Origin of the sequence: Nocardia sp. CA-120079 (assembly GCF_050955745.1) — a bacterium.
Lineage (GTDB): Bacteria > Actinomycetota > Actinomycetes > Mycobacteriales > Mycobacteriaceae > Nocardia.
In genome coordinates, this window is record NZ_CP192088.1 from 9305469 (window position 1) to 9322936 (window position 17468).

The window sequence follows — 17468 nt, forward strand, 5'->3', positions numbered from 1 at the left end:
ACAATGGAGCGCGTGAACGACGCCGCGAACCATACTGCCGAGTCAGTTCCCGGACCGCCGTCCACAGCTCCGGCTCCGGCGGACGGTGGATCCCGAAAGGGCTCGGGCTCTCGCCTGTACCCCCGCGTGACGAGCTTCCGCTCGCGCCGGGGCGCACTCACCGCGACCCAACAGCAATCCTGGGATCGCACCTGGCCCAAGATCGGTCGCGAGGTGGCCGACGAACCACTCGATGCCACCGCCTGGTTCGGCCGCGAGGCCCCGCTCGTCATCGAGATCGGTTGTGGGACAGGCACCGCCACCGCCGCGATGGCACAGGCCGAACCGGATCTGAATCTCATCGGCATCGAGGTCTATCAGCCCGGTCTGGCGCAACTGGTGCAGCGCATCGAGCGCGAGCAGATCGACAACATTCGACTGCTGCGCGGTGACGCTGTGGATGTGTTGGAAAACATGATTGCTGAGCAGTCGCTCACGGGCGTTCGAGTCTTCTTTCCCGACCCGTGGCCGAAGGCGCGACACCATAAACGCCGGCTGTTGCAGCCCGCGACATTCGCATTGATCGCCAATCGCCTGCGGCCCGGCGGTGTGTTGCACGTCGCGACCGACCACGCCGACTACGCCGAATTCATCGCGGCGGTCGGCGCCGCAGAACCGCAGCTGATCGGCTTGAACGAGGCAACGGGCGGGGTCAGCGCCGAGCATCGCGACAGCGCACCGATCGGCTTCGAAAGGCCCGTCACGAAATTCGAGGGCAAGGCACATCGCGCCGGAAGCGCCATCAACGAGTTCATATGGGGGAAGATCGGATGATGAGTGTCGGTGAGATGGCCCATGAGGTCGTGGATGTTGCCGGGGAGGTGCACGGAACCGGATCCGAGGTGATCGGCGCGGTTACGCCCGATGTGCGTCGGGTGCTATTGGTCTGGGACGCCCCGAACCTCGACATGGGACTGGGCGCGATCCTCGGCGGCCGCCCGACCGCCGCCTATCGACCGCGCTTCGACGCGCTCGGCCGCTGGCTGCTCGCGCGCACCGCCGAACTATCGGTGGGCAGCGTGACCCGGGTCGAACCGGAGGCGACCGTCTTCACCAATATCGCGCCGGGCACCGCCGATGTGGTGCGGCCGTGGGTGGAGGCGCTGCGCAATGTCGGCTACGCGGTCTTCGCCAAGCCCAAGATCGATGAGGACTCCGATGTCGACGCGGACATGCTCGCGCACATCGAGCTACGCAGCCGCGGTGCCGGGCTGGCGGGCATCATGGTCGCCTCCGCCGATGGCCAGGCATTTCGCGAACCGCTCGAACGATTGGCCGCCAACGGAATCCCCGTTCAGATACTCGGCTTCCGTGAGCATGCGAGTTGGGCCGTAACATCCGATACCCTCGAGTTCGTAGATCTCGAGGACATCCCGGGCGTGTTCCGTGAACCGCTGCCCAGGGTCAGCCTCGACTCGCTGCCCGATGAGGGAGCCTGGCTGCAGCCGTTCCGGCCGCTGTCGGCGCTGCTCACCTCTCGCCCTGCCCAAGGAGTCGCTTAGTGTTCACACGCTGGGGCGATCTGGTCTATCGGCTGCGCTTCGCCGTCATCGGCATGGTCGCGGCCGCGCTCTTGGCACTCGGCGGTTACGGCCTGGGCCTGGAAGACCATCTCAGCTCCAGCGGGTGGGACGATCCCACGTCGCAGTCGGCCAAGGCGGCCAAGTTGTCCGACGAGGCGTTCGGGCGTGATCACAACAGCGATGTGATCGTGCTCTACACCGCACCGGACGGTAAGACGATCGATAATCCCGAATTCCGGCAGCAGATCGTCGACAGCCTCAATTCGCTGCCGCGCGAACATCCGGATGAGATCTCCAAGATCAACGGCGCCTACTGGCAGACCGAAACCGGTCCGGCGTCACCGTTGACATTCGGTTCGAAGGATAAGAAGTACACCTTCGCCTCGGTCGCCATCCAGGGCAATAACGACACCGATATGGTGCGCAACTTCCGGAAAGTGAAGGATGCCTTCGCCATTCCGGGCGTCGATGTGCAGGTCGCGGGCCTGCAGGCGGTGGCGGGCACGCTGAACGACACCATGGCCGCCGACCAGAAGCGGATGGAGATCCTGGCCATCCCCGCGGTCGCGGTGCTGCTGTTCTTCATCTTCGGCGGTGTGGTCGCGGCGGCACTGCCACTGATCGTCGGCGGTCTGACGGTGATCGGCGCCTGGGGCATCGTGCGTTTCGTCACCCAGTTCACCGAGGTCAACTCGTTTGTCTCGCCGGTCGTTTCGATGATCGGTCTCGGTCTGGCCATCGACTACGGCCTGTTCATCGTGAGTCGATTCCGTGAGGAACTCGCCGAGGGCTACGACACCCGGGCGGCCGTGCGCCGTTCGGTGATGACCTCGGGTCGCACCGTCGTGTTCTCCGCAACCATGATCATCGCCAGCCTCGGCGGCATGCTGCTGTTCCCGCAGGGCTTCCTGAAATCGATCGCCTACGGCTCCATCGCGACCGTCTCGCTGGCCGCGCTGACCGCCATCACCATCCTGCCCGCGATGCTCAGCATTCTCGGGTCGCGGGTGGATTTGCTCGGGCTCAAGCGATTCCGCAAGACCAAGACCGCGGAGGAAGTCGAGAACGGCTTCTGGGGCAAGTCGACCCGCTGGGTGATGCAACATCCGCTCAAGATCGCGATCCCGATCTGCATCCTGTTGCTGCTGCTGATCATTCCGGTCAGGAATCTGGCCTTCGGCGGTATCAACGAGCGGTATCTGCCGCCGGATAACGCGACCCGGCTCGCGCAGGCGAAGTTCGACTCGATCTTCCCGCTACGCAAATCCGATCCGATCCAGCTGGTTTTCGTCTCCGGTAACAGCAGTGACGTCGGCAAGGTGTGGACCGCGGCCAAGCAGGCGCCCGGCTTGAACGGCACCTTCGACGTGCCCGCTCAGTCCAACACGGACAAGGAAGTGTTCCGCACCAGCGCGACACTGGCGGATTCGGAGAATCCGGATCCGACCATCGACTATCTGCGCTCCCTCGAAATCCCGGACGACGTGCAGATGTATGTCGGCGGACAGCCCGCGATCCAGAAGGACAGCATCGACGCACTGCTGCACCGGATGCCGTGGATGATCGCGCTGGTCCTGTTCGTGACCACGCTGCTGATGTTCCTCACCTTCGGCTCGCTGGTGCTGCCCATCAAGGCCGCGTTGATGAGCGCGCTCGGATTGGGTTCCACGCTCGGCATTTTGACGTGGATCTTCGTCGACGGGCACGCCGCGGGCCTGCTGAACTTCACTCCACAGCCGATCATGTCACCGGTATTGGTGCTGATCATCGCGGTTATCTACGGTCTTTCGACCGACTACGAGGTATTCCTGTTGTCGCGCATGGTCGAAGCGCGCACGCAGGGAGCTTCGACGACCGAGGCGGTGCGCATCGGTACCGCGCAGACCGGTCGCATCATCACCGCCGCCGCGCTCATCCTGCTCGTGGTGACCGGCGCGTTCGCATTCTCCGATCTGGTCATGATGCAGTATCTGGCCTACGGCATGATCGCGGCGCTGTTCATCGACGCGACGATCCTGCGCATGCTGCTCGTCCCTGCCACCATGAAGCTGCTCGGCGACGACTGCTGGTGGGCGCCGGCGTGGATGAAGAAGGTGCAGCAGAAGGTCGGGCTCGGCGAGCCGATTCTGGACGACGAACGTCCCGGCGGGGGCGAGGTCGTCGACCTGGTGAAGACCACGCCGATCACCGATCCGGTGACGATGCAGATGCCCGCGCTCACCGATAACGCCAGTACTCGGACGCGGTCACCGCGGCGGCCGCGCACGGTCGAGGAGATCGAGGCGGAGGCGCCGACGCAGCATTTCGCGAAGCTCCCGCCCGAACCACCGGTGCCGCCGCGGCCCGTTGTCGCGCCGCACGATCCGACTCGGCCGCGGGCGAATTCGCCGCTGCATACGCCACCGCCTGGGCCGCCCGTGCCGCCATCCGGACACGCATCGGCTGCGCCGGGGTTGCCGCCCGCGCCGGGGTTGCCGCCTGCGCATGGGTCGCCCGCCGCGCCGCTCGGCCAGTCGGCGCCGCCCGCACCCGAGCCCATTCGGCCACGGCCGATTCCGACGATTTCGGGAGCGTCCGAACCGACTCGTCCGATTCCGCCTGCGCCTGCGCCCACACCGACGCCTCCCCCGCCACCGGTTCACCAGACGCCGATCCCGGCTTCGGACCATCCGACTTACCACACGGTCTCGGAACAGCCCGCCCCGTCGAATGACGATGCCTCGGACGAGAACCGGAGCAGCATCGAAAACTGGATGGCCGAGTTGCGGTCCAACCGTCGCCGCATCGGCCAGCCCGACGAAGGTCGGCATCACAGCGCGGACGGACGGACAGTCAGCGTGAACGAGTTGCTGCGGCGGCGCGATCGCGAGTAACGCGTTGCGCGGCTGCGCCTTTCGGCAGCGACTAGGCAAGAGGCTCGGAGGAAGACCCGGCGTCCGTCTTGTTCGTCGAGCAGCGTTGGTGGCATCGCCAGATGGTGCCTGTCAGGTCTGGTCCACTGGGTTCGCGAGCGTCGCGATAGGGACTCCGCCATCAGCAGATCGGTGCGAAGGCGGCGAAGACGCTCACGTAGGCGGGCACGGCTGTGAGCGGGCGGACAACCAGTACCGCAGTTGTTTCAGCGTTCTACTGAATCCGGTTTTGTGGCACCGGCTTCGGCGAAGGCTCGGGCGTAGCGGGTCCCCGCCAGGAGCAGGAGGACGCCGACCACCAGGAAGGCTGCCACCCGGACCAGGCCGTCGAGGGTGGCGAGATCGAAGAGGAACAGTTTGGCCAGGGCGGCTGCGGTGACGAGCAGTCCGGAGCCGAGTGCCAGTTTGGCGACCGCGGCCGAGCGAGACAGGTTGCGCAGGCCGAAGAACAGCGCGGCCGTGGCGGCGGCCATCCACAGGATGGTGGCGGCGCTGTGGCCGATGATGAAACCGTCGGCGCTGCCGGTCGCGATGCCGATCGAGACCGCTGCGGCGGTTAGCGCATACAGGCCCGCGATGCTCGCTACAACGAACAGCGTCGACTCGTCGGTTCCGCCCTTCGTCATGCCGGGGAGTCGCCGGGCGCACCAGAGGCCCACAACGATGACCGCGAGCGCGAGGACGGCGCCCAGAGCGGTGGCGAGACTCAGATGCAGTTGCGCGAGCCTTTGTCCTGCAAGCACTTCCGGAGTCACGGTGGTGAAGTATGCTACCGAGCCGGCCAGCGTGAATGCCGCGCCGATGGCGGCGGTAATGCGGGAGCGCAGCTGTCCGGCCAACCCGAGGTAGCACAGCGCCACCAGGAACAGTGCGATGGGCAGGGTCTGCACTCGCGTCACGCCGACACCCGCTTCGAGCAGCGCGAACGAACCGGCGATCGCTGCGACGAATGCGATCGAACCCGGAATCTGCACCAGCTCACGCAATTTCGGCACCATATGCAATGCCGCCACGGCCAACAGGACTGCCGCATAAACGGCCGCGACCAAGGCGGCCGTGTGCCGCTCGAACATCGCGGGGGCGGCCAAGAGCGGAACCGTCGAGAGCGCGAAGCTCAGCGCGGCGACGATATCGCCGGATCGCCTGCGCACCACCAGAACACCGCCGACCAACCCGATCGCCACCATCGCCACCGCAGCGGTGAGCAGCCAGTACACCCGATCCTGCGCCGGATCGTCGACGACGGCGACAGCAATGGCGAGCAAGGTCGCCAAGGTCGCGGGCACCGTGCGCACCACATGCAGGAACGGCCAATCACGGACCAATTGGACCGGAACACAGGTCAACTGCAAAACGATCAGGAATGCGAGCAGCACCAGTTCCGAAGTGACGAACGGCGACAACAACGCCGCGCCCGCGACAACGAGCACCGCGAGCGGCTGCGACTGCCACCGCATCGCCAACCCGACCCCTCCCGCCGCAACACCGAGCGCCACCGCGAGCCCGACCACCGGATGCAACCACTCGTAGATCGCCGTCACCGCGACCACATCCAGATACGCCCCGGCGATACCGGTGGCAGCCAACGAAATTCCACCGACCCGACCACCGGCCCGCCCGAACACCCGCGCCCCAACGCCCACCAGCGTCGCCGAGAACACCGCCCCGGCAACAACTCTCGGTACCGGCCCGAAGAACCCGGCCTGCGCGGCGAGCACCAACAGCATCACCACCCCGATCAGCGTCACCCCCACCCCGGCCACCGCCAGCATCCGACTGATCATCCCCTCCTGCTGCCACCACGGCGTCTTCGGCGCACGCGCCCCACCCCACCCCGGCGGCCGCGGCGGAACCGCCCCACCGCCCGGTCCACGCGGTCCTGGCGGCACAAACCCGCCGGGCATACCCGAAGCCCCCGGCACTCCACCCGGCCCCGCCGCCCATCCGGACATCCCAACACCGCCCGGCGCGCCATACCCAGGCACCGGCCGCGCCCACCCCGCGGTCGGCGGCATCGGAATGCGCCCCACCCCGCCGGGAACTGGTGCCGACGGCACCGCACCCGCCGTCGGTGCGCCCGGCACCGCCCAAGCGGCGGGCACCCCCCGCACCGCACCTGCCGCAGGCACGGCGGGAGCGCCCGGAATACCGTCAGGAGCTGGCTGCTGCGGCACCGCACCCCCTGCAGGCACAACCGGAACACCGGGCCCCGCGACTGCCGAACCCATCTCTGCGCGCACCGAGAAGCCGGTCGACTCCGGCGAAACCGCCGATGCCGCCACGGAATCGGCGACGACCTGCGCTCGTAACAAATCCAGATCTCGGCCGAGGACGCCCATCTGCGTTCCCAACGCGGCGAACTCACCGGACAACCGCGAAATCAGCGCGGGATCGATAGATGTAGTCATGTCTCCAATGCTGATTTCCCGAGCGCAACCGAACATGAGTAGAAACCACTGGTACCCATCCGGGATCTACTCGAATTCCATCCGCGCGACCGAGTCGGCCACGCCCACCGCCGCAGTGCTACGCGGATCCCCCGCCCGGTCGTGACAGGGCGGGGGTCGGCGCTTACTGCAGGGTGTGGGAGCGCATGTTGGTGACCTGGTAGACCGCATTGATCACCGCGGACCGGGGCGGCATGCGCAGGACGCCGGGGGTCGGTTCGCCTGCCCAGTGCCAGCCGAGTTGGGAATCGGTGGTGGGGAGCAGGACATGGCGGCCAGGGGGGATGACGGTCACGTGATGTCCGGCCAGGCAGCGGCGCACGCTGATCTCGACCGGGGTGGCCGGGCTCGGTGGTGCGACGAGGAAGGTCCAGGTGCGTTCGCCGGGCTCGGCGACTACCGGGGCCGTGTAGGTCCGGTCGAGGGTGCCCAGGACTTTGCGGCCGAGATCCGGTGGCATCACCAGGGCGCCGAGTATGGAGCCGGTGGTGATCATCGGGCGACCCGCCAGCAGTTGGACCGGCAGTCCGTACCGATGTCGCAGCATATGCGCGATTTCATGGGGCGAGTGACAGCGCTCGAACATGGCCTACTCCTCACCCCGTCGGCAGACCGGGCAGCCCTCTCTGCGTAGCGGACCGTGCTGTTCGCGCACGCGCTGGGTGTGGCGCGCGGATCGACTGGTCTGGACACCGGGCTCGAACGCGCGATCAGCGCGGAGAGCTCGCACGGTGGTATTCGGCATGGTGATCATTGCCGCCGCCCTTTGCATTCTCAAAGTTGCAGAAAGGCAACGGTATTCCAACTGAGCAGGAACGAGTCGTACGTAATGTCCCACTTCTGGTGAGCGCGATCACTTAACGTCGTACGCTGAAACAAGGATGTAACAAAGGACTTGGCTAAATGGACGATTCGTCGATCGGCGTGCGGATAAGACTCTTCCGCGGAAAGGCGCTCACGCAGCGCCAACTCGCCGACCAAGCCGGTGTCAGCGTGGATCTGGTGCGCAAACTGGAACAGGGTGGCCGCCAGACCGCGTCTATCGCGAGTCTGCAAAAACTCGCGCGCGCACTGGATGTCGACATCTCCGACCTGGTGGGCAAGCGACACGGCATCCCCTCCGGCAATCCCGATGCCGGTATCGTCGCGATCCGGCGCGCACTGACCCCGGTCGACGATCTGCTCGGCGAGATCCCGGATGAGGACGCGATCGGCCTCGACGCGGGCAGTCGCGCGGTCGATTACGCGTGGGGCGCCTACTGGACCGGCCACTACGAACTGCTGACCTCGATCCTGCCGACCGGACTCACCCAACTGCGGGCAACGGTGCACGCCGCCCGCAACGGCGCGGTCGCATCCGCGAATGAACTACTCGCACGGATGTATTGGGTCACCGGCTGCACCCTGGTCCATCTCGGGCAGACCGATCCGGCGTTCCTCGCGATCCGGCAGGGACTTGCCGCCGCCGAACTCGGCAATGATCCGCTGCTGCTGGCCACCATTCGCGGCTCGGTCGCCTGGCAACTGCTGGTGCAGGGCCGTTATGAGGAGTCGCGCAAGGTCGCGCTGCGTGCGGCGGCGGAGCTGGAGCCCGAGGGTGACGAAGCCCCGGCACACCTGTCCGCGTACGGATCGCTGGTCCTGCAGGGCGCAACCGCGGCCGGTCGATCGCAGGACGTTCCCCAAGCGTTGTCGCTGGTCCAAGCGGCGAGTGAGGTCGCGCTGCGCATCGGCGTCGATCGTCACGATTACGAAACCTATTTCGGCCCTTCACAAGTCGTCATGCAGACGGTCGATGTGAATATCAGCTCCGAACGCTATCCGGAGGCTCTGACCGCCGCGCAGGATATGCCCGCGAATTGCGGTCTGCCCCAGGCCTCCCGCGCCCGCCACCTCACCGATACAGCCGTCGCCCTGACCCGCACCGGCCAGCACAAGCGCGCCCTCGCCGCCCTGCTCGACGCCGAACGCGTCGGCGGCGCCGACTGGATCAAATACCAGTCCCTGCCCCGCCACATCGTCTCCGAACTACTGGACCACGACCGCCGAGTCCCGTTGCGCGCCTTCGCCCGCCGCATCGGCGTCAATACCTGATCGGCGTCGAGATCCGCTCGACCACAGCAGTTCAGCGTCAGCCGCAGGTACTTTGCCGTATCGCCGCGGGCGCTATCGGCGAGTTGTGCCACAGCGGCCACTGCTGACGAGTGCAGCGCAGACCTTGCCGCTGCGAGAGCAATTGCGCCTCACTCATCGGACTTGCGCGATCCGCGCTACTCGACGGCCGAACGCACCGAATCTGCCTGCGCGCCACAGCTCCACGCAATTGCGTCGGCTTTCGCACCCCGAGTTGTCCGGCGACCGACCTCACCGAGTCGGTTCGCGCTAGCTTCCCATCAACTTGCGCCATTGGGCGCGCAGGGAGTGTTTGGCGGTTATCGAGCCGAAGCGAATTCGGCCGTGCACCACAACGTGCAGGGGACCGAGGGGTGGGCCGGTGCGGACCTTGTTGTTGACGCTGGAGCCGATCAGGTCGACGGCGTTGAGGTCGACGGTGGCCTCGGCGGGGACGATCAGGGTGAGTGAGCTGAGATAGTCGTCGACGTGCACCTCGACGACCTGGGTGGACATGATCGCCTCGGTGAAATCGAGGGTGACGCCGGAAAGCCAGTTGTTCAGATGCAGTGCGGGCGCCACCTGCCAGGGACCGCGGCGATTGACCCCGGACAGTCGGCTGCGGATCACATTCCCCGGCGTGACCTGCGAGGGGACCGAGGGCGGCGGGGAGACCCGCTTCGTGAAGGCGGGCGAGGAGTTCACGAATGTCGAGGGCGGCGCGGCAGGCCGGCCGACGAGTCGCACACCGGGCAGGTCGACCAGCACGGCATTGAGTTCACCGCGGGTCTTGGCGGCCAGCGCGGTATCCATCCGCTCGGTGAACTCCCCGAGGGAGAGCATGCCGAGCCCGACGGCGCGCTGGAGCAGTTGTCCGACATGTTCGCGTTCGGCATCGGAAACACGCAACTCACGATCGCCGACCATGTCACCGGAGCCGACACCGTTGGATACCGATTCGGGGCCACCCATGAATCCGAGATTACCGAGCCCAGCACCCCCGCCGCATCAGGGCAATCCCCGAGTCCCCCATCCCCTCGGCCCCGATCCCGTCGATTTCCGCACAGATCCGGACCGCATCCGCACCCACCACACAGATGCAGCAAGCGAGCCAAGCCCGCACATCCCCCCGGAGCCACGGGCACCCCCACCCCAGCCGATTTCCGCACAGACCCAGACCATCTGCGCACTCACAACACACCCGCACGGGCCGCGGTGCCCACACAACACCCCAAGCCACGAAGCACCCGCCCACCCCCACCGATTGCCGCACAGATGCAGGATCTCCGCACTCACCACACACGGGCGAGCGAAGCCCACACAACACCCGGAACCACGGGCCACCCCGCCCCACTCCCACCAATTTCCGCACAGCCCCAGACCGCCTCCGCACTCACCACACAGATACGTAGGCGAATAGGCCCGCACAACACCCCGAACCACGGGCCACCCCGCCCCACTCCCACCGATCTCCGCACAGCCCCAGACCGCCTCCGCACTCACCACACAGATACGTAGGCGAATAGGCCCGCACAACACCCCGAACCACGGGGCACCCCGCCCCACTCCCACCGATCTCCGCACAGATGCCGGACCGTCTCCGCGCTGATCACACAGGTGCGACGGCGAACCAGGCCCCACATCACATGGAGCCCCACGGGCATTCCATTGCACCACCGCGACGAACCCGCGGCGGCGGACGAAAACGTACACCGGCACCCCGCCGCGTGTACGAGGTGCCCACTAGCGAGACGGAGTACCCGGTGTAGGACGGCGAGTGTCTCTTACTGCACCGCCCGCATGGCCCCCCAGGATGATCGGTGCGCAGATGGAACCTCTCGCCGTGCAGGAGCCCGAGAACCGTTGCGCACCTGCTCGAGAACTCATGCGCACCTACTCCAGGCCCTGTTCGATCGCATAGCGGGTCAGTTCAACCCGGTTGGCCAACTGCAACTTCCGCAATGTCGCCTGCACGTGGTTCTCCACGGTTCGATGGCTGAGGCCGAGCCGTGACGCAATCTGCTTGGCGGACAAGCCTTTCGCCACCATCCGCAAGACTTCGGTCTCCCGATCGGTGAGCGCGGGCCGATGCGGTTCATCCGGTTCGACCGGCGCGGTCGCCATCCGCCGATACTCACCGAGCACCAGTCCGGCCAGCCCCGGCGTGAACACCGGTTGCCCAGCCGCTGTGGCCCGCACCGCCTCGATCAACTCGCTCGCCGACGCACTCTTGACCAGATAACCCGAGGCCCCCGCCTTGATCGCATCCAGCACATCGGCGCGCTCGGCCGACGCCGACAACACGAGCACCCGGCTCTCCGGCGACACCCGCAGTACCTCCGCAGTCGCCTGGGCCCCATTCCCATCGGGCAACTGCATATCCATCAACACCACCGCAGGCCGCACCGCCGCCGCCCGCCGAGTAGCCGAACCCACCCCGTCCGCCGTCGCGGCAACCACGAATCCCGCCTCGGCCAGATCACGGGAAACCCCATCCCGCCACATCGGATGATCGTCCACCACCATCACCGAAATCGCTTCGACCGCATCACCGCTGGTCACATCGTCCTCCTACGTACTCGGGCTCCTGAGCAGCCAGCGACAACCGATAACCGAACCGCCCCAGTCGCATCACCACCAGTCACAAGGTCCTCCACCACACCCAGGCACCTGAGCAACCAGCAACAACCGAACCGCCCCAGTCGCACCACCACCAGTCACAAGGTCCTCCTCCGCTCGCTCGCGTACCTGGGGCAACCCGGGGCACGAATCGCCTCGACCGCATCACCACTGGTGACAGTGTCCTCCTGCGCACTCGAACGCCGGGAGACACCGACTCCGGCCGACACGGCCGCGGCGCGTTCACGCGGCAGCGTCCACACACCGGTCGTCATTCACGACGAATACCTGCGCCAGCACTCACGCCACACCTACGGCACGCGGCACCCGAAACTCCCACTCGGTACCGAACCCGACCCCACCAGCCTCCTCGGTCAGCAACACCGCCGTTCCCCCCAACGTCTCGATGCGACCGATGATGGATCGCGAAACCCCCATTCGCCCCTCGGCTTCCGCCTCTGCCAAGCGTCCCGGCGCAATCCCGACACCGTCATCGCGCACACTGATGATCAGCTCGTCCCCGGTATCCTCCAGCAGCACATAAGCTTTCGCATCCGGCCCCGCATGCAGCGCGACATTGGACAGCGCGTTCGCCACCGCCGCCGCGATCTCCCCCGCCGCCCAACGCCCGACCCGCACCGGCCCTCCCGGCGTCGAAACGAACACCGACGGCGTCGCGTGCACCGTCAGCAGCGGTCGCAGGTCGACATCCACACCACCGGTATCCCCGTGCCTACCTTGTTCGGAGATCAAAACCCGCAGCGCCACCTCCTGTTCCGCCGCCCGCTGCGCCAATTCCTCGGTGGAACCGCCGATCTCGTTGCCACGACGCTTGATGTAGCTGAGCACCTGCAGCACGCCGTCGTGCACCTCACGTGCCAGCCGCTCCCGTTCCTCGGCCGCCGCGGTCAACCGAACGGCCCGTTCCAGCTGCCCCTGCGCACGGCGAGCGGTATTGGCAGCCAGTCCGAGCGCCAGCCCGATGGACACGAGCACCGGCGCGGTCGCATCGGCCCACACATCCTGGCCCCACTGCTCGCGCACCGTCACGATGACCGCCGCTATCAGCAGCCCGGAGAGCACACCGGCGAGCGGCCCGCGCAGAATCGCCACGGAGACAACGGCATTGGCGACCCACAGCGTGGTCGGCAGCGTCTGATGATCGTGGTACCAGCCGTAGTCGGCGACCAACCGGGTCGAGGCGATCAGCGCGATCACCACCACGTGATCCCCGATCACCACCCACGACCGCAGCCGCGCCACATCGGGAAAGTGCCACTGCGACAACATGAATGCCGACGCGCCGGACCACACCGCCATCACCGCGATCAGCACCCAGCTCAGCTGCTGATGCTCGTAGTACCGCACCGAGGCGATCTGCTGACCGACCGCATAGAGCAGCGTGACCAGCCGCAACGCCTGCACGGCACGCCACAGCGGCGCGGTCGCCGCATCGTCCGAGCTCAGCTCGGCCGCGCCGGCCTCAGTCGGGCGCGGCCGAGTCATCCGACCGGTCCTGCCGGTGCATCTCCTTGGTCAGCACCGCATCCACATCGAACCGGCCGGGCTCCGGTTCATCCGGCTCCACCGCGAATCGCCCCCCGTCGCCGGTGTGCAGTTCCTCGAACGCCTCCTCCGGACTCTCCGAAAGCAGCGATCGAATCGCGGTATTCATCACCGCGACGAACGGCACCGCCAACAGAGCGCCCGCGATGCCGCCGAGCACGAGGCCCGCGGCAATGGCCAGCACCACCGCGAGCGGATGGATGCTCACCGCCCGCCCGAGCAGCAATGGTTGCAGCACATGGCTTTCCAGCTGCATCACCGCGATGATGATGCCGAGCACGATCACCGCCGTCACCCAGCCCTTGGTCACCAATGCGATGAATACCGCGATGGTCCCGGCCAGGAATGCACCCACTATCGGGATGAACGCGCTGATGAACACCAGCGATGCCAACGGCAATGCCAACGGCACCCCGAGAATCGCCAGACCGGCCCCGATGCCGATGGCATCGACGAGCGCCACCACCACGGTCGCGCGGACGAATCCGACCAGCGTGCCGAAGCCGAGTTGCCCTGCGGTGCGCACCTTTTCCCGATGCGGGGTCGGCACGATCCGGGTGACGAAGTGCCAGATCTGATCGCCGCCGTAAAGGAAGAAGATGAGAATGAACAGGGTCAGGAACGCGCCGGTGAGCACGTGCCCGATCACCGTCGCGGTGGTCAGTGCCCCGCTGGTGAGACCTTCCCTGTTCGATTGGATCGTTTTGACGATCGTGTCGCCCGCATTCCGAATCTGCTCATTGCTCAGATGCAGCGGACCGTTGATCAGCCAGTCCTGAATCTCGTGGACGCTGTGGGTGATTTCGTCGGACAGCTGCGGTACGCCCTCGATGAACTGCTCGACGACGAAGGTCATGATCCCCGCGACGACCCCGAGCGATCCGACCAGCGCGACGAGGACCCCCACCGACCTGGGCACTCCGAGCCGCTGCATCCAATCCACCAGCGGCGCCAGCATTGCGGCCGCCAATAGGCCGATGGCAAGCGGTATCACCACTGTCGCCAACTTCTGCACGACCATCGTGATCGCGATCAGCGCGGCGAACATCACCAGCAGCCGCCACGCCCACTCGGCGGAAACTCGGACGAACGGATGTACAGAATCAGCAGCCGACCGCGCAGCAGTGGCTTTTTCGAGAGCACTAACCTTCTGGTCGGTCACCTCCGCGAGCCTAATGGCTGATCCTTTCGAGCGACCTGCAAGCAGTCGCTACCGCCAGAGCGCCGCGGACATGCTCGGATGAGCTGAACGCTAGATTGGTCATCGTGTCAGCGCCCTTGGAAGCGGTCAAACAGACCATGCGAACGCGCTGGCCGCTGTACCTGACATCGATGCTGTTGGCCAATGCCTTCGGCGCGGTCCTGGTGTGGGCGTTCATCCAATATGGACTCCCGGTTCCCGAAGGTGAGGCGGCCGGTGCGCGACGCACCGGCCTGGTGATTCCCGGTCTGGTTTTCACCACCGGTGGTTTGCTGAGCCTGGCCGCTTCGGCGCTGATGCTGCGTCCGGTCATGCGCTGGCAGATGCGCGGTGGGCCGCCCAGCCACCAAGAGCAGATGGCCGCACTGCACGCGCCGCTGCGCCAGGCGATCCTGCATCTGGTGCTGTGGTTGATCGGCGGCGCCATCCTGGCGGCCACCATCATCGTGGACGCGCCGGAGCTGGCGGGTGCCGTCATCGTCACCGAGTGTATGGCCGCGACGATCGTCTTCGGTTTCACCTACATGCTCGGCGAACGGATTCTGCGCCCGGTCGCCGCGCAGGCCCTCACCGAGGGCTCGTTCGACCACACGCTGACCCCGGGCGTCGGCACCAGGATGGGGATGACCTGGGGGATGGGCACCTTCGCGCCCACCATCGCCATCGTGCTGCTGTGCGTCACCCAGATCTCCTCGGACGTGAAGTTCTCCGCGCAGTCGCTGGCCATCTCCATTCTGCTGCTGTGCGGCGTGGTGATCATGCAGGCGCTGGCGCTATCGATGCTGACCGGCTCCAGCATCTCCGACCCGATCCGCCAGCTCAGCCAGGCCATCGACCGGGTGCAGGAGGGCGCTCGCGACGTACAGGTCGAGGTGTTCGACGGCAGCGAGATCGGATTGCTGCAGGTCGGCTTCAACCGCATGATGGAAGAGGCCGCCAAGCGCCGCCAGCTGCAGGAACTCTTCGGCCAGCATGTCGGCGAAGAAGTGGCGCAGCGCGCACTCGACTACGGCACCGAACTCGGCGGCGAGACCCGATTCGTCGCCGTGCTGTTCGTGGATATGGTCGGGTCCACCGCGACCGCCGCGGAGCGACCGCCGACCGAGGTGGTCAGCCTGCTCAACGAGTTCTTCCGCATCGTGGTCGACGTCATCGACCGGCACCACGGCTTCGTCAACAAATTCGTCGGCGACGCCGCACTGGCGATCTTCGGCGCCCCGCTGGACCGCCCGGACGCGCCGACCGCCGCCCTGGCCGCCGCCCGTGAACTGCGCGAAGTCCTGCGCGAGGTGCCCGGACTCGATATCGGTATCGGAGTTTCGGCGGGCCTGGCCGTCGCCGGGAATATCGGCGCCGCAAACCGTTTCGAATACACCGTGATCGGCGATCCGGTGAACGAGGCATCACGCCTGACCGAACTGGCCAAGGATCAACCCGGCCGGGTACTCGCCTCGGGCAGCGCACTGTATTTCGCCGATGAAAGTGAGCAGAGCTTTTGGCTGACGGGCGAGGAAGTCCAGCTGCGCGGGCGGCGACGAAAGACCAGGTTGGCCTGGCCGAAGGATGGGACCGCGGTGCGAGCTGGTCTTTTCGAGCGACCTGCAAGCAGTCGCTAGCGGCAGGGCCCGCAGGAGGCTGCCCGCGTAACCGGCCTCGGGAGCACCGCCAATTAGATACTGGCTCCGCACGTCGATGCAGACAGCGAAACAGCCGGTTCGTTAGGCTGACCGCGTGACGGCCAATGGGGAACTAGCCGGCGAGCCTGCGCCGCAGCCGTCCGACGACCCCGATAGACCGGCGAAACGTGGTCGCCGGAGCAAATTCTGGTGGGTCAAATGGGTCGCGGGCATCGCCCTACTGGCATTGCTGATCGGCGAGGGTTACTACCTCTGGCCACGATTACACGATTCCTGGAATAACCTCACCGAAATTCATTGGGGCTGGGTCGCGGTCTGTATCTGGTTGCAGGCACTGTCGATGAGCGGATTCAGCCGGGTGCAGAAGCAATTGCTGCATGCGGGCGGCGTCGAGGTCCGTCAGCACAAATCCGTCGCCGTCGTCTACGGCGCCACCGCCATGTCGGTGACGCTGCCTGCCGGACAGGTGTTCTCCACCACCTTCACTTATCGCCAGACCCGCCGGTGGGGCGCGAATCCGATCGTCGCCTCCTGGCAGTTGGTGATGTCCGGTGTGATCGCGACCGCCGGACTGGCACTGCTCGGCGTCGGTGGTGCGCTGCTGGTGGGCGACCGGGTCGGGCCGTTCAAGCTCATATTGTCGCTGGCCGGTGTGATCGCGCTGGTGTGGGCGGGCAACCACCTGTCGAAGAATCCGGGCGCGCTGGAAGCCGTGCTGCGCCGCGGGCTCGCGCTGCTCAACCGGATCCGCAAGCGCCCCGCCAAACAGGGCGTGAACAAGATCGCCGATATGCTCTCGCAGCTGGAATCGGTGGATCTCGGCAAGCGCGACGGGGCAATGGTCGCGGGTTGGGCGCTGGTGCACCGCTTCGCCGATGTGGCCTGTCTCGGCGCCGCCTGCTATGCGATCGGTGCCGATCCGAAGCTGGCCGGTCTGCTGATCGCATTCACCGTGGGCAAGGCCGTCGGCTCGATCCCGTTCGCACCCGGCGGCATCGTCTACGTCGACGCGACCCTCATCTACGGCCTGACCGCGGGCGCGACCCTGCCCGCCTCCCAGGCCGTCGCCGCCGCCTTCGTCTACCGCCTGGTGAGCTTCGTCCTGGTCGCCATCATCGGCTGGATCGTCTTCGTCTTCCTGTTCCGCACTCCGCAGGCCGAAGATGCCGAGTTCGAGAAGGAGTTCGAACAGCGCCGCACGCTGTAGTTTTGGCCGCGCCTCCGGCGCGGCGTGTTCGCGGCCCCCTGGTGTCTCGCGTCCGAGCCGTCGAGACTCGCGACTTCGTCGCATGCGCTTCGACGGCTCGGACGCGAGACGGGCCGCGAACGTCGCTCGTAAGACTCGCTCCGCGCGGGTCAAGTAGGTGCCCGGACGTGACCGCAAGTGTCGCGTACCAGCGACGGATGCGGGC

At 66.5% G+C, this 17468-nt stretch carries 12 protein-coding genes; 6 read left to right on the forward strand and 6 right to left on the reverse strand.

Going from position 1 to position 17468, the window contains the following annotated elements:
• The first annotated feature begins 3 nt into the window (after window positions 1-3).
• From trmB to ACQPYR_RS41965, 3 genes are read left to right on the forward strand one after another with little or no spacing between them, the layout of a single operon-like run.
• On the forward strand, window positions 4-813 hold the full coding sequence (trmB, locus tag ACQPYR_RS41955; RefSeq protein WP_433625515.1) for a tRNA (guanosine(46)-N7)-methyltransferase TrmB: 810 nt from the start codon (window positions 4-6) through the stop codon (window positions 811-813).
• Window positions 813-1541: an NYN domain-containing protein gene (locus tag ACQPYR_RS41960; protein ID WP_387287475.1), complete on the forward strand. Its 729-nt coding sequence runs from the start codon at window positions 813-815 to the stop codon at window positions 1539-1541. Before trmB ends, ACQPYR_RS41960 begins: the two co-directional genes overlap by 1 nt.
• Entirely contained in the window at window positions 1541-4435 is a 2895-nt protein-coding gene (locus ACQPYR_RS41965; protein WP_433625518.1) for an MMPL family transporter, read from the forward strand. The genes ACQPYR_RS41960 and ACQPYR_RS41965 overlap by 1 nt, the downstream gene beginning before the upstream one ends.
• Before the next feature lie 245 nt (window positions 4436-4680).
• On the opposite strand, the gene ACQPYR_RS41970 is transcribed toward ACQPYR_RS41965, so the two are convergent.
• A complete protein-coding gene (locus ACQPYR_RS41970) occupies window positions 4681-6882 on the reverse strand; it encodes a DUF2339 domain-containing protein (RefSeq protein WP_433625521.1) in 2202 nt (733 codons plus the stop codon).
• A 163-nt stretch (window positions 6883-7045) separates the two neighbouring features.
• Entirely contained in the window at window positions 7046-7507 is a 462-nt protein-coding gene (locus ACQPYR_RS41975) for a hypothetical protein (RefSeq protein WP_387286706.1), read from the reverse strand.
• A gap of 317 nt (window positions 7508-7824) precedes the next feature.
• Here ACQPYR_RS41975 and ACQPYR_RS41980 point away from each other — a divergent pair, with 317 nt between their 5' ends.
• Window positions 7825-9015 (forward strand): helix-turn-helix domain-containing protein, encoded by a 1191-nt coding sequence (locus tag ACQPYR_RS41980; RefSeq protein WP_433625524.1) that lies wholly within the window; start codon window positions 7825-7827, stop codon window positions 9013-9015.
• A 288-nt stretch (window positions 9016-9303) separates the two neighbouring features.
• Here ACQPYR_RS41980 and ACQPYR_RS41985 read toward each other — a convergent pair whose 3' ends face one another.
• The 4 genes from ACQPYR_RS41985 to ACQPYR_RS42000 form a co-directional block, all read right to left on the reverse strand.
• Complete coding sequence (locus ACQPYR_RS41985; RefSeq protein ID WP_433625527.1) at window positions 9304-10005, reverse strand: DUF1707 SHOCT-like domain-containing protein; 702 nt, start codon at window positions 10003-10005, stop codon at window positions 9304-9306.
• Between the two features lie 921 nt (window positions 10006-10926).
• On the reverse strand, window positions 10927-11559 hold the full coding sequence (locus ACQPYR_RS41990; RefSeq protein ID WP_433635401.1) for a response regulator: 633 nt from the start codon (window positions 11557-11559) through the stop codon (window positions 10927-10929).
• Window positions 11560-11952: 393 nt separating this feature from the next.
• Window positions 11953-13158, reverse strand: a complete 1206-nt coding sequence (gene macS / locus ACQPYR_RS41995) for a MacS family sensor histidine kinase (RefSeq protein WP_433625530.1) — start codon at window positions 13156-13158, stop codon at window positions 11953-11955.
• Window positions 13136-14380 carry an AI-2E family transporter gene (locus ACQPYR_RS42000; protein ID WP_433625532.1) on the reverse strand — a complete coding sequence of 415 codons (1245 nt, stop codon included), beginning with the start codon at window positions 14378-14380 and terminating at the stop codon, window positions 13136-13138. Before ACQPYR_RS42000 ends, macS begins: the two co-directional genes overlap by 23 nt.
• 137 nt (window positions 14381-14517) lie before the next feature.
• Between ACQPYR_RS42000 and ACQPYR_RS42005 the strand changes: the two genes are divergently transcribed.
• Together ACQPYR_RS42005 and ACQPYR_RS42010 are read left to right on the forward strand one after the other, a co-directional pair.
• On the forward strand, window positions 14518-16035 hold the full coding sequence (locus tag ACQPYR_RS42005; protein ID WP_433635402.1) for an adenylate/guanylate cyclase domain-containing protein: 1518 nt from the start codon (window positions 14518-14520) through the stop codon (window positions 16033-16035).
• 115 nt (window positions 16036-16150) lie between these two features.
• Window positions 16151-17263: a lysylphosphatidylglycerol synthase transmembrane domain-containing protein gene (locus ACQPYR_RS42010; RefSeq protein ID WP_433625535.1), complete on the forward strand. Its 1113-nt coding sequence runs from the start codon at window positions 16151-16153 to the stop codon at window positions 17261-17263.
• Window positions 17264-17468: the final 205 nt, after the last annotated feature.